11 protein-coding genes are annotated in these 12,133 nt (G+C 72.2%); 4 read left to right on the top strand and 7 right to left on the bottom strand.

The window, feature by feature from the left end; all coding sequences use genetic code 11:
- Nucleotides 1-15: 15 nt before the first annotated feature.
- Both OG802_RS21850 and OG802_RS21845 read left to right on the top strand, forming a co-directional pair.
- Nucleotides 16-594, top strand: coding sequence for a carboxymuconolactone decarboxylase family protein (locus OG802_RS21850; RefSeq protein ID WP_329412895.1), 579 nt, complete (start codon nt 16-18; stop codon nt 592-594).
- A complete protein-coding gene (locus OG802_RS21845) occupies nt 591-1,034 on the top strand; it encodes a carboxymuconolactone decarboxylase family protein (protein ID WP_329412893.1) in 444 nt (147 codons plus the stop codon). The genes OG802_RS21850 and OG802_RS21845 overlap by 4 nt, the downstream gene beginning before the upstream one ends.
- A 94-nt stretch (nt 1,035-1,128) precedes the next feature.
- Here the strand turns inward: OG802_RS21845 and OG802_RS21840 are convergent, their stop codons facing one another.
- The 5 genes from OG802_RS21840 to OG802_RS21820 form a co-directional block, all read right to left on the bottom strand.
- The gene (locus OG802_RS21840; RefSeq protein WP_329412890.1) at nt 1,129-2,085 is read right to left on the bottom strand and encodes an ABC transporter substrate-binding protein; all 957 of its coding nucleotides are present in this window, start codon (nt 2,083-2,085) and stop codon (nt 1,129-1,131) included.
- 1 nt (nt 2,086) lies between these two features.
- On the bottom strand, nt 2,087-4,045 hold the full coding sequence (locus tag OG802_RS21835) for an ABC transporter permease (RefSeq protein WP_329412888.1): 1,959 nt from the start codon (nt 4,043-4,045) through the stop codon (nt 2,087-2,089).
- Nucleotide 4,046: 1 nt separating this feature from the next.
- Nucleotides 4,047-5,138 carry a quaternary amine ABC transporter ATP-binding protein gene (locus OG802_RS21830; protein WP_329412886.1) on the bottom strand — a complete coding sequence of 364 codons (1,092 nt, stop codon included), beginning with the start codon at nt 5,136-5,138 and terminating at the stop codon, nt 4,047-4,049.
- Nucleotides 5,138-6,667 (bottom strand): GMC family oxidoreductase, encoded by a 1,530-nt coding sequence (locus tag OG802_RS21825; protein WP_329412884.1) that lies wholly within the window; start codon nt 6,665-6,667, stop codon nt 5,138-5,140. Before OG802_RS21825 ends, OG802_RS21830 begins: the two co-directional genes overlap by 1 nt.
- A gap of 76 nt (nt 6,668-6,743) precedes the next feature.
- Nucleotides 6,744-8,273 carry an aldehyde dehydrogenase family protein gene (locus tag OG802_RS21820; RefSeq protein ID WP_329412883.1) on the bottom strand — a complete coding sequence of 510 codons (1,530 nt, stop codon included), beginning with the start codon at nt 8,271-8,273 and terminating at the stop codon, nt 6,744-6,746.
- Nucleotides 8,274-8,652: 379 nt separating this feature from the next.
- Between OG802_RS21820 and OG802_RS21815 the strand changes: the two genes are divergently transcribed.
- Together OG802_RS21815 and OG802_RS21810 are read left to right on the top strand one after the other, a co-directional pair.
- Nucleotides 8,653-9,495, top strand: coding sequence for a helix-turn-helix domain-containing protein (locus tag OG802_RS21815; protein WP_329412881.1), 843 nt, complete (start codon nt 8,653-8,655; stop codon nt 9,493-9,495).
- Nucleotides 9,477-9,752 carry a DUF397 domain-containing protein gene (locus OG802_RS21810; protein ID WP_329412879.1) on the top strand — a complete coding sequence of 92 codons (276 nt, stop codon included), beginning with the start codon at nt 9,477-9,479 and terminating at the stop codon, nt 9,750-9,752. Before OG802_RS21815 ends, OG802_RS21810 begins: the two co-directional genes overlap by 19 nt.
- A 64-nt stretch (nt 9,753-9,816) precedes the next feature.
- On the opposite strand, the gene OG802_RS21805 is transcribed toward OG802_RS21810, so the two are convergent.
- Together OG802_RS21805 and OG802_RS21800 are read right to left on the bottom strand one after the other, a co-directional pair.
- On the bottom strand, nt 9,817-10,806 hold the full coding sequence (locus OG802_RS21805; protein WP_329412877.1) for a malate dehydrogenase: 990 nt from the start codon (nt 10,804-10,806) through the stop codon (nt 9,817-9,819).
- 403 nt (nt 10,807-11,209) lie between these two features.
- A complete protein-coding gene (locus OG802_RS21800) occupies nt 11,210-12,109 on the bottom strand; it encodes a helix-turn-helix domain-containing protein (protein ID WP_329412876.1) in 900 nt (299 codons plus the stop codon).
- Between the last annotated feature and the right edge of the window lie 24 nt (nt 12,110-12,133).

The following is a 12,133-nucleotide window of genomic DNA, read 5'->3' as shown; positions in this document are numbered from 1 at the left end:
TCGTAGGGTCGCATCATGACGACGAAGACACCCGCCACGACCAGCGAGAACACCACGACCGGCGCCACCGCCCCCGCCGCCCCGGCGGCCGACACCGCGACCCCGGACGGGCCGGTCCGCTACGCCCCCGCGCACACCCCCCGGCTCGACTGGGCCGCGCACGCCCCCGAGGTCTTCAAGGCGATGGTCCGGCTGGACGCCGCCGCCCGTGAGGGCCTCGACCCGAAGCTGCTGGAGCTGGTGAAGATCCGCGCCTCGCAGATCAACCGCTGCGCGCTCTGCGTCGACATGCACAGCAAGGACGCGCTCGCGGCGGGCGAGAGCGTGGAGCGGATCGTCCAGCTCAGCGCGTGGGAGGAGTCGGAGCACTTCTACACGGAGCGGGAGCTGGCCGCGCTGGCGCTGACGGAGGCGGTGACCGTGCTGACGACGGGCTTCGTGTCCGACGAGGTGTACGAGCACGCCGCCCGGCACTTCGAGGAGCCCGAGCTGGCGCAGCTGATCGCCGCGATCACGGTGATCAACGCGTGGAACCGGTTCGGCGTGACCTGCCGGCTGGTGCCCGGGAACCACCGGCCGGGGCAGCACGCGTGAGCCGCACGAGCCTCCTGGACCGGGAGGTCGGCCGGGCGATGTCCGCGCTCAGCGCGGCGGCGAAGCGGGGGCTCGGCGATCCCGCGCTGGCCGAGCTGGTGATGATCCGCGCCTCGCAGCTCAACCACTGTGCGTTCTGCCTGGACATGCATCTCGCGATCGCCCGTGAACAGGGCGTGAGCGAGCGGCAGTTGGACATGCTGAGCGGCTGGGAGGAGGCGGGGGACGTCTTCGACGGGCGGGAGCGGGCCGCGCTCGCGCTGACCGAGGCCGTGACGGTCCTGACGGACGGGTTCGTGCCGGACGAGGTGTACGTGGAGGCCGGCCGCCGTTTCGCGGCCGCCGAACTGGCGCATCTCGTCGCGCTGGTCACCGCCGTCAACAGCTGGAACCGGGTGATGGTCGCCCGGCGCATCCCGCCGGGCGGTTACACGCCCTGAGCGGGGCGGGCGGCAGCCGCGGCCGCGTCACGGAGCCGCGGCTGCCGCCCTCCGGGAGATCAGCTCGGGACTCGCCCGAGGCCGTCCTTCCGGCTCAGGACAGCCACGCCTTCCAGGTGGAGGTGTGCCCGTCCACCCACTTCTTCGCCGCGTCCTCGGGTGTGAGCTTCTGGTCGGCGATCATCAGGGACACCTCGTTCTGGTCCTCGGTGGTCCACTTGAACTTCTTCAGGAAGGCCGCCGCCTTGCCGCCGTTCTTCGCGAAGTCGGCGTTGAGGTACTTCTGGAGCGGGGTGTGCGGGTAGGCGCAGGCCACCTTCGCCGGGTCGGCGTCGCAGCCCTCCTTGTAGGCGGGCAGCTTCACCTCGGTCATCGGGACCTTCTCGAACAGCCACTGCGGCGAGTACCAGTAGGTGAGGAAGGGCTTCTTCTCCTTGGCGAACTGACGCATCTGCGTGATCTGGGCGGCCTCCGAACCGGCGAACACGACCTGGAAGTCGAGGTCCAGGTTCTTCACCAGCGCCTTGTCGTTGGTGACGTAGGAGGGCGAGCCGTCCATGAGCTGGCCCTTGCCGCCGCTCTCCGCGGTGCGCAGCTGGGCCGCGTACTTGTCGAGGTTCTTCCAGTTCGTGACGTCCGGGTGCTGCTCGGCGAAGTACGTGGGCACGAACCAGCCGATGTGCCCGGTGACGCCGAGGCCGCCGCCGGGGGTGATCGTCTTCTTGTCCTTGACGTAGCGCTGTTCCTGGTCGGGGTGGCCCCAGTCCTCCAGGATGGCGTCGACCCGGCCCTGGCTGAGCGCGTCCCAGGCGGGCACCTCGTCCACCTGCACGGTGTCGACGCGGTAGCCCAGCTCGTGTTCCAGGAGGTACTGGGCGACGGCCACGTTGGCCTGGGCGCCCACCCAGGACTGCACGGACAGGGTGAGGGACTTGGCGCCCTGCGCGTTGGCGAACGGCGAGGCCTGCTTGGTCATGTCGGCGGCGCCGCAGCCGGTCAGCAGGAGCAGCGCGCAGGCGCCTGCCACGGTCGCGGTGGTACGGATGCGCATGTCACGCTCCCTTCTTGGCGCGGCGTTCGGTGGGCTGGGTCACCCGGTCGAGCATCAGGCCGAGGCAGACGATGGCCGCGCCGGCCACCAGACCGGTGGCGAGGTCGCCCTGGGCGAGGCCGAAGACGACGTCGTAGCCGAGGGCGCCGCCGCCGACGAGGCCGCCGATGATGACGACGGCGAGGACCAGGACCACGCCCTGGTTGAGGGCGAGGAGCAGGGCCGGGCGGGCGAGCGGGAGCTGCACCTGGCGGATCTGCTGGCCGCTGCTCGCGCCGAGCGAGCGGGCCGACTCCAGGGCGGCCGGGTCGACCTGGCGCAGTCCCTGGGTGGTGATGCGGACGACGGCGGGCAGCGCGTAGACGACCGCGGCGGCCACGGCGGGCGCGCGGCCGACGCCGAACAGCGCGACGACCGGGATCAGGTAGACGAACTGCGGCATCGTCTGGAAGACGTCGAGGACGGGCCGCAGGAGGCGTTCGAAGCGGTCGCTGCGGGCGGCGGCGACGCCGGTCGCGAAGCCCAGGACGAGGGTGACGGCTACCGCGGCGAGGACCTGCGAGAGCGTGTCGAGCGAGGGCTTCCACACGCCGAGCACGCCGATCGCGGCCATGGCGAGGACGGCGGTGAGCGCGGTCCGCCAGGTGCCGATCACCCAGGCGAGCGCGGCGACGATCAGCAGCACCGACCACCACGGCAGGGCCTGGAGGCCGTCGCGCAGCGGGTCGAGGACCCAGGTGGTGAAGTGTCCGGCCCAGTCGGCGGTGCCGCCGATCACGGGGACTCCGGAGTAGAGGTGGTCGGTCATCCAGTCCACGGCCCGGTTGACGGGCTCGGCGATGTTCAGCGACCAGGAGCCGGGCCAGTCGAGGCGGCCGGCGAACCGTGCGGCGAGCGCCACGGCCACGGCGGCGGCGAGCGCGCAGGCCCATCCGGCGCGCCGGGACAGTCCCGTGCTCGAGCCGGTGTCGCCCTGCCCGTCGGCGGCCGCGCCGGTGACCCGGTCCAGGACGACGGCGAGGAGGACGATCGGGATGCCGGCGGCGAGGGCCGCGCCGACGTCGACCGAGGCGAGCGCCTGGTAGACGCGGTCGCCGAGGCCGCCGGCGCCGATCACGGAGGCGATGACCGCCATGGACAGCGCCATCATGATCGTCTGGTTGAGGCCGAGCAGGAGTTCCTTGCGGGCCAGCGGGATGCGCGCGGTGAGCAGGCGCTGGCGGGAGGTGGCGCCGAGCGACTCGACGGCCTCCAGGACCTCCTTGTCGGCGCCGCGCAGGCCGAGCGAGGTGAGCCGGGCCATGGGCGGGGCGGCGTAGACGACGGTGGCGAGGACGGCGGCGGGCACGCCGATGCCGAAGACCAGGACCACGGGGAGGAGATAGGCGAACGCGGGCAGCACCTGCATGGTGTCCAGGACGGGCCGCAGGACGCGGTCCATCCGGTCCGACAGCCCGGAGGCCAGGCCGAGCAGGGCGCCGACGGCGACGGACACGAGGACCGCGACGACCATCAGCGCGAGCGTCTGCATGGTCGGGATCCACATGCCGAGCAGTCCGCAGGTCAGGAAGGCGGCGGCGGTGCCGAGCCCGAGCCGCACCCCGGCGACCCGCCAGGCGATCAGCGCGGAGGCGGCGGTGACGCCCGCCCAGCCGGCGGCGAGCAGCACGACGTAGACGGCGCGCACGCAGAGCACGACGGCGTTGCTGACGTAGCCGAAGCCGTAGAGGAACAGCGGGTGGCTGTCACGGTTGTCGATGATCCATGTGCTGACCCTGCCCAGTGGCTCGGTGAGGTCGACGGTGAGGGCGGCGGGCCAGCTGCCGCTGGACCAGCGGGCGTCGGCGAGCGGGACGAGGACCGCCGCGGCGAGCGCGAGCAGGGCGAGCTTGGCGGCGGCGCGGTGTTTGAGGATGCCCGGCAGAAAGGCCCGGGGGGCGGTTGCGGTGACGGTCGCCATGTCAGACCGCCTCCTTGCGGAGCTCCGTTCCGGCCACGACGTCGAGGAGCCGTTCGTGATCGACGACCCCCAGACACCGGCCGTCCTGCACGACGCACGCGGGCTGGTGGCTGCGCGACACGACCTGGATCGCGTCGGCGACGACCGCGTCGGCGGCGACGGCGCCGGGGTGGCCGGGGCCGGCGCACTCGCCGGGGCGCATGGCCCGGCGGACCGTCATGACCTGTTCGCGCGGGACGTCGCGGACGAACTCGCGGACGTAGTCGTCGGCGGGCGAGCCGACGATCTCCTCCGGGGTGCCGAGCTGCACGACCTCGCCGTCGCGCATGAGGGCGATGCGGTCGCCGAGCTTGAGGGCCTCGCTGAGGTCGTGGGTGATGAAGACCATCGTGCGGCCCTCCTCCTGGTGCAGCCGGACGACCTCCTCCTGCATGTCGCGCCGGATCAGCGGGTCGAGCGCGCTGAACGGTTCGTCGAAGAGCAGGACCTCGGGGTCCACGGCGAGCGCGCGGGCCAGTCCGACGCGCTGGCGCTGGCCGCCGGACAGCTCGCTGGGCCTGCGGTGCTCCATGCCTTCGAGGCCGACCTTCTCGACGACCTCCTGGGCGCGTTCGCGGCGTTCGGACCTGCCGACGCCCTGGATCTCCAGGCCGTAGGCGACGTTGTCGACGACGGTGCGGTGCGGGAGCAGGCCGAAGTGCTGGAAGACCATCGCGGCGCGGTGCCGGCGCAGTTCGCGCAGCGTGGCGCGGTCCATGGCGCGCACGTCCTCGCCCTCGATGGCTATGGTGCCGGCGGTCGGCTCGATGAGCCGGGTCAGGCAGCGCACGAGGGTGGACTTGCCGGAGCCGGACAGGCCCATGACGACGAAGACCTCGCCCTTGCGCACGTCGAAGGAGACGTCCCGGACGGCGGCGGTGCAGCCGGTGCGCTCACGCAGTTCGGCGGGGGGCAGTGCGGTCAGCTCGGGGTCGGCGGGGACGGTGTCGGCCTTCGGGCCGAACACCTTCCACAGGCCGTCCACCGAGAAGACCGGCGGGCGTGTCTCGACGCTCGCGGGGGTACTCGCTGCGGTGCTCAGGTCGGTACTCATCAGGCATCGCCTCCGATCAGGTCCACGGCCCGTTCACCGACCATCAGCACGCCGATCATCGGGTTCACGGCTGTCATGGTCGGGAACACGGAGGCGTCCGCGATGCGGATGCCTTCCAGTCCACGGATTCGCAACTGGGGGTCCACTACGGCCAGTTCGTCGTCGGCGGCGCCCATCTTGCAGGTGCCCGCCGGGTGGTACACGGTGTGCGCGACCTTGCGCGCGTACTCGCTCAGCTCCTCGTCGCCCGTGAGGTGCGGGCCGGGGGCGACCTCGCGCTTGAGCCAGCCGGCCAGCGGCTCGGTCCTCGCGATCTCGCGCGCGATGCGGATGCCGTCGACGAGGGTGCGGGCGTCGTGGTCGTCCTCGTCGGTGAAGTAGCGGAAGTCGAGGGCGGGCTTGACGGCCGGGTCCGCGCTCTGGAGGTACAGCCGGCCGCGGGACTTCGGCTTGGGGATGTTGGGGGTCATCGACACGCCGTGCGCGGGGCGTTCGTAGCCGAGCCGTTCCGGGTTGTCGGTGAAGGGGACCTGGTAGAAGTGGAACATCAGGTCGGGGCCCGCGTGTGCGGGGTCGCGGCGCACGAACAGGCCGGCGTCGGAGTCCATCGCGGAGTTCTCCGGGAGCGGCCCGTGGGTCTCCCAGACGATCACCGACTCGGGGTGGTCGAGGAGGTTCTCGCCGACGCCGGGCAGGTCGTGGACGACGGGTATGCCGAGCGCGTCCAGGTCGGTCTTGGGGCCGACGCCGGAGTGCAGCAGCAGGCGGGGCGTGTCGACGGCGCCCGCGCAGAGCACGACCTCGCGCCGGGCCCGCACGACGCTCTCCGTGCCGTCCGCGGCGCGCACGTGCACGCCCCGCGCGCGCGTGCCGTCCAGTTCCAGCCGGTACGCCCAGGTCTCCAGCAGGAGCGTCAGGTTGGGCCGTTCGTCCATCACCGGGTGGAGGTAGGCGACGGAGGCGGACGAGCGCTTGTTGGTCTCGGGGTGGTAGGCGAGGTCGAAGAAGCCGACGCCGTCGTCGAACGGCCGGGCGTTGAAGCCCTCGACGCGGGGCACTCCGGTCGCCTGTTGCGCGGCGTCGACGAAGTCGCGGGCGATGGCGTTGCGGTCCTTCTCGTCGACCGGGACGATGTTGTTCAGCAGACGCGCGTAGTACGCCTCCATGGGGACCGCGCCCCAGCCGGTCGCGCCGGCCGCCTCCCACTCGTCGAAGTCGGACGGCAGCGGCTTGAACGCGATGAGGGTGTTGTGCGAGGAGCAGCCGCCGAGGACGCGGGCGCGGCTGTGCCGGATGTGGGAGTTGCCGCGCGGCTGCTCGGTGGTGGGGTAGTCGTAGTCCAGCTCGCCGCCGAGCAGGCCCATCCAGCGGCGCAGGGTGAGGACGTCGTCGCGACCGACGTCGCTGGGGCCGCCCTCGATGACGGCGACGGTGACGTCGGGGTTCTCGGTGAGCCGTGAGGCGATGACGGAACCGGCGGTTCCGCCGCCGACTATCACGTAGTCGTAGACGGGTGAGGTCTGTGGCATGGGGGGTACTCCAGGGGCGTGCGAAGTCTGTTCGATGCGAGGGGGCGGGGTGAGCGGGCTGTCCGGGGCGCGGCGGTCAGCCGGCGAACCAGCGGACGGGCCGCGGCGCGAGGTTCTGGTAGACGTGCTTGGTCTCGCGGTACTCGGCGAGCCCGGCGGGCCCGAGTTCGCGGCCCACGCCGCTCTTTCCGAAGCCGCCCCACTCCGCCTGCGGCAGGTAGGGGTGGAAGTCGTTGATCCAGACGGTGCCGTGGCGCAGCCGGCCGGCGACCCGCCGGGCGCGGCCGGCGTCGGCGGTCCACACGCCGCCCGCGAGGCCGTACTCGGTGTCGTTGGCGAGGGCCACGGCCTCGTCCTCGGTGCGGAAGGTCTCGACGGTGAGGACCGGCCCGAAGACCTCCTCCCGCACGACGCGCATCTCGCGGTGGCAGCGGTCGAGGACGGTGGGCTCGTAGAAGTAGCCGCTCTCCGGGCGCTCCGGCGCGGGGTCGGGGCGGCGGCCGCCGGTGCGCAGCACGGCGCCCTCGGCGAGTGCGGAGGCCACGTACTCCTCGGTCTTGGCGCGCTGCTGCGCGGAGACGAGCGGGCCGCACTCGACGCCGTCCTCGGTGCCGCGTCCGAGGCGGATCCCCGCGGCGCGGCGGGCGAGTTCGCCGACGAAGCGGTCGCGGACGGACTCCTCGACGATGAGCCGCGAGCCCGCCGAGCAGACCTGGCCGCTGTGGATGAAGGCCGCGTTGAGGGCCTGGTCGACGGCGGTGTCGAAGCCCTCGTCGGTGGCGCAGGCGTCGGCGAAGACCACGTTGGGGTTCTTGCCTCCGAGTTCGAGGGCGACCTTCTTGACGGTCGGGGCGGCCGCCTGCGCGACCTTGACGCCGCTGACCAGTCCGCCCGTGAAGGAGACCAGGTCGACGTCGGGGTGTTCGGCGAACCGGGCGCCGACGGTGTGCCCGGGACCGGTGACGATGTTGGCGACGCCCGCGGGCAGTCCCGCCTCGGCGAGCAGGTCGATGAGGGCGATCGTGGTCAGGGGGGTGATCTCGCTCGGCTTCACGACGAACGTGTTGCCCGCGGCGAGCGCGGGCGCGATCTTCCAACTCGCCTGGAGGAGCGGGTAGTTCCAGGGGGTGATCAGCGCGCACACGCCGACGGGCTCGTGGACGACGACGCTGTGGACGTCGGGCGAGCCCGCGTCCACGACCCGGCCCGGCGCCTCGGCGGCGACGAGGCCCGCGAAGTAGCGGAAGGCGTCGGCCACGCAGTCGATGTCCACCCGGCCCTCTTCGAGGGTCTTGCCCGCGTCACGGCTCTCCAGCAGACCGAGCCGTTCGCGGTCGCGTATGAGGAGGTCGGCGACGCGGCGCAGCAGTGCGGCGCGCTCGACGGCCGGGGTGCGCGGCCAGTCGCCCTCGTCGAAGGCGGCGCGGGCTGCCGCGATCGCCAGGTCGGCGTCCTTCTCGTCGCCCTCGGCGACCACCGCGAAGGGGCGGCCGTCCGCCGGGTCGAGGATCTCCCGGGTGGCTCCGGAGGCGGCGGTCCGCCACTCACCGCCCGCGTGAATCGTCCGGCACTCCCGCTGTTCCGTCTGTTCCGTCGTGTCGGCCATGATCGGTGTTGCCTTCCGTTCCTGTTCCGTCCCCCTGTGTCACCCGTGGGTCGCTGCCGGGGACCGCGTCCGCATGCCCCGAACCCTCCATTGCATGCGCAATCCCCTGCCTGAAGTGCGCCGAGTCACTGCCAGGATGGACGAAACCTACCAATTCGGGCGCGATGGTGACGGTTCGCTCACCATACGGACACAAGGCCCCCACCTCGGGCCCTCACCCCGCGTCCCCGCCGTCCGCCATCACGTCCCGCACCGCGCCCCGCAGCCGCGCGTGCGCGCCGGCCCGCCGTCAGAGCTTCGACAACGGCCTGAATCCCACCGAGAGTTGAATTACTCTACGTGTCCGGACCGCCACGCCGAGCCACGCCAAGGGGACACCATGCCCGCGAGACGAGTCGTCACGGGACGAAGCCAGCAGCCGCGCAAACGCTTCGCGGAAGAACTCCGCCTGCTGCGCAACGCCCGCGGCGAGAGCCTGCGGGAGCTCTCCGAGCGGCTGGGGTGGGACGCGTCGACGCTCGGCAAGATGGAGAGCGGGGCCAACCTCGGCAGCCCCGAGGTGGTCGAGGCCCTGGACACGCACTACGGAACGCCGGGACTGCTGCTGGCCCTGTGGGAAGTGGCCATGGGGGACAACAGTCAGTTCCGCGAGCAGTACCGGCGATACATGGACCTGGAGGCGGAGGCGCTGAGCCTGTGGCACTACGCGGTCTCCGCACCCCCCGGCCTGCTTCAGACTCCCGCCTACGCACGCGAAGCGCTCACCGCTGGCGGGCTGTTGGGGGAAGAACTGGATCAGCAGGTCGAAGCGCGCATGGGGCGACGGAAGTTGCTGGAGGGAAGCGCGGCACCGCCGTTCCGCGTGATCCTGTCGGAGGCGGTCCTGCGCACGCAGTTGAGCAACCCGCAGGATTGGCGGGAGCAGTTGGAGCACCTGGCGGAAGCGTCGGAACGGCCGAACATCAGAATTCAGGTGCTCCCGTTCAGCGCAGGCCCTCACGGCCTGATGAACACGGCGGTGAAGTTTCTGCGGATGCCGGACGGCACGACACTGGCGTACACCGAGAACGACCTGCGCGGCGAACTCATCGAACAAAGCAGCCGGGTTGAGTTCTTGCAGCGCACCTATGATGCAGTACGCGACCTGGCGCTTCCCCCGGTCGAGTCGCGAAAGTTCGTCACGCAGATGTTGGAGGAAGTGCCGTGCGAGCCATTGACCTGAGCAATGTCACCTGGCGCAAGTCCAGCTACAGCAACACCACCGGCGGTGACTGCGTCGAAGTCTCCGACGACTTCCTGAGCCACGCCACCTGGCGCAAGTCCAGCCACAGCAACACCACCGGCGGTGAGTGCCTCGAAGTCGCCGAAGGCGACCCCGCCGTCGTCCCCGTGCGCGACAGCAAGGACCCCGGGCGCGGGGTCCTCGTGTTCGAACTCGGCGTGTGGACGCGCTTCGTGGGCTCGCTCAAGCGGAGCTGAACGCGGAGCTGAACGCAGCGATCCCCGGACGGTCGTGCCGTCCGGGGATCGCGTGCGTTCGGGCTCAGATCAGGCCGAGGGCGCGAACCGCCTCGCGCTCCTCCGACAGCTCCTGCACCGACGCGTCGATGCGGGCGCGGGAGAACTCGTTGACGTCCAGGCCCTGGACGATCTCGTACTTGCCGTCCTTGGTGGTGACCGGGAAGGAGGAGATGAGGCCCTCCGGGACGCCGTAGGAGCCGTCGGACCGGATGCCCATGGAGGCCCAGTCGCCGTCGGCGGTGCCGTTGACCCACGTGTACACGTGGTCGATGGCCGCGTTGGCGGCGGAGGCGGCCGAGGACGCGCCGCGGGCCTCGATGATGGCCGCGCCGCGCTTGGCGACGGTCGGGATGAAGTCCTCGGACAGCCACTTCTCGTCGTTGACGACCTCGGCGGCGTTCTTGCCGGCGATCGTGGCGTGGAAGATGTCCGGGTACTGGGTGGCCGAGTGGTTGCCCCAGATGGTCAGGCGCTTGATGTCGGCGACCGTCGAGCCCGTCTTCTTCGCGAGCTGGGTCAGCGCGCGGTTGTGGTCGAGGCGGGTCATCGCGGTGAAGCGCTCGGCCGGTACGTCCGGGGCGGCGGCCTGGGCGATCAGCGCGTTGGTGTTGGCCGGGTTGCCGACGACGAGGACCTTGATGTCGTCCGCGGCGTGGTCGTTGATGGCCTTGCCCTGCGGCTTGAAGATGCCGCCGTTGGCCTCCAGGAGGTCGCCGCGCTCCATGCCCTTGGTGCGGGGGCGGGCGCCGACGAGGAGCGCCACGTTGGCGCCGTCGAAGGCCACGTTCGGGTCGTCCGTGATGTCGATGCCCTGAAGGAGCGGGAAGGCGCAGTCGTCCAGCTCCATGGCGGTGCCCTCGGCGGCCTTGAGCGCCGGGGTGATCTCCAGCAGGCGCAGCTTGACCGGCACGTCCGCGCCGAGCAGCTGGCCGGAGGCGATGCGGAAGAGCAGGGCGTAACCGATCTGGCCGGCCGCGCCGGTGACGGTGACGTTCACGGGAGTGCGGGTCATGGCGTTCTCCGTATGACAGCTGTCGGTGGGGCGTCCCTGCCCCGGGTGGGACGTACAGATGATCGATCTCTTGGTATCAAGAGATCCAATCAGCGGTCAGGCTATCGCGCATCCGGGGTCCCGGGCGTCCGGGGTCGTGTGGCCCGTCCCACAGAGTGGACTTCCGCGTACGGGACACCCGGTTCTTCCTGCCACCGCCCCGCCACGATCCCGCGACGAGCCCCGCCACGAAGAGCGGCGGCCGTCGGTCCGGGAGAGGAGAGACCGAGCGGCCGCCGTGGGGGGAACCGGGTCGCGCCGGGATCCCGTGGGGGTACGTCTCGCGTGCCCGCGAACGGCGCGGCCATGCCTGCGCGCGCCCGTTTTTTCTCCGGGGTCGCCCACGGCCGCCGCACGCGCCCGGTCAGGGCGTGCAGCCCTGCTGTCCGGAGGCCAGCACCGCGCAGGCCGTCGCCTCGTCCGCGCTGTTCACGGCCACCATGGGCGTGTAGGCGATCGTGGCGCCGGGCCCCGAGACGTGTCCGGTGCGCCGCACGGAGCCGGCGGTCACCGTCACCGTGTCGCCGGGCCCGGCCGGCGTGATCCGGCCCCAGGCCGCCCCGCAGACGCGGCTGTAGCGGACCTCGACGCGGGTCGCGCCGACCGTCGCGGTCGTCGCCGTCGCCGCGAGGCCGCCGCTGCACCCCGCCGTCTCCGCGTCCCGGCCGGTGCAGTCGGATCCGCCGCACCGCACCCCGGACGGCAGCACGCGGGAGGTGACGGCCGGCGGCGAGGGCGACCCGACGGCGCCCGGCGGCTGCGGGTCGCGGCCGCCGGTGAGGAGGAACGCGCCCGCCGCGACGCCCGCCGCGCCCACGACCGCGGCGAGGAGCAGCGCCGTCCGCCGCCGGCCCGCGCCACCGGTCCGCTTCCCCGGCCCCGACGTCCCTCCGCCGGACGGGAGCGGCGGGGGCGGCGGCCCGAACCGTCCGGGCAGGGCGCGGGCGGGCAGCGTCCCGGCGGTCGCCGCCGCCCCGTGCGCCTGCCGGGTCTCCGCATCGCTCCACGCCCGCTCGGCCAGCTCCCACAGCGTGACCACGTGGACCACGGGCGTGCCGGTGACCTCGGCCAGCGCCACGACCGCGCCCTTGGGCGCCAGCAGCCGTCCGTGCAGATAGCGCTCCCAGGAGGGCCTGCCGTAGCCGGTGCGGTCCGCCACCGCCGCGACGCTCAGCCCCGCCCCGTCCACGACCCGTCGCATCACCTCGACGAACTCCCTCACCTGGGGGTCGAGTTCGTCCGGCAGGGCTTTCCAGCGAGGCATCGGCCACCCTCTCGTGCGCTGAGT

It is taken from the genome of Streptomyces sp. NBC_00704 (assembly GCF_036226605.1).
Classification (GTDB): domain Bacteria; phylum Actinomycetota; class Actinomycetes; order Streptomycetales; family Streptomycetaceae; genus Streptomyces.
The sequence above is the reverse complement of the archived record's forward strand: the minus strand, read 5'-3'. Positions and strand labels throughout refer to the sequence as shown.

Excerpts from the sequence above, each read along its gene's own strand:
- OG802_RS21850 (WP_329412895.1), top strand. The coding sequence starts at position 16 with ATGACGACGAAGACACCCGCCACGACCAGCGAGAACACCACGACCGGC.
- OG802_RS21840 (WP_329412890.1), bottom strand. The coding sequence starts at position 2,085 with ATGCGCATCCGTACCACCGCGACCGTGGCAGGCGCCTGCGCGCTGCTC.
- OG802_RS21835 (WP_329412888.1), bottom strand. The coding sequence starts at position 4,045 with ATGGCGACCGTCACCGCAACCGCCCCCCGGGCCTTTCTGCCGGGCATC.
- OG802_RS21830 (WP_329412886.1), bottom strand. The coding sequence starts at position 5,138 with ATGAGTACCGACCTGAGCACCGCAGCGAGTACCCCCGCGAGCGTCGAG.
- OG802_RS21825 (WP_329412884.1), bottom strand. The coding sequence starts at position 6,667 with ATGCCACAGACCTCACCCGTCTACGACTACGTGATAGTCGGCGGCGGA.
- OG802_RS21820 (WP_329412883.1), bottom strand. The coding sequence starts at position 8,273 with ATGGCCGACACGACGGAACAGACGGAACAGCGGGAGTGCCGGACGATT.
- OG802_RS21815 (WP_329412881.1), top strand. The coding sequence starts at position 8,653 with ATGCCCGCGAGACGAGTCGTCACGGGACGAAGCCAGCAGCCGCGCAAA.
- OG802_RS21805 (WP_329412877.1), bottom strand. The coding sequence starts at position 10,806 with ATGACCCGCACTCCCGTGAACGTCACCGTCACCGGCGCGGCCGGCCAG.
- OG802_RS21800 (WP_329412876.1), bottom strand. The coding sequence starts at position 12,109 with ATGCCTCGCTGGAAAGCCCTGCCGGACGAACTCGACCCCCAGGTGAGG.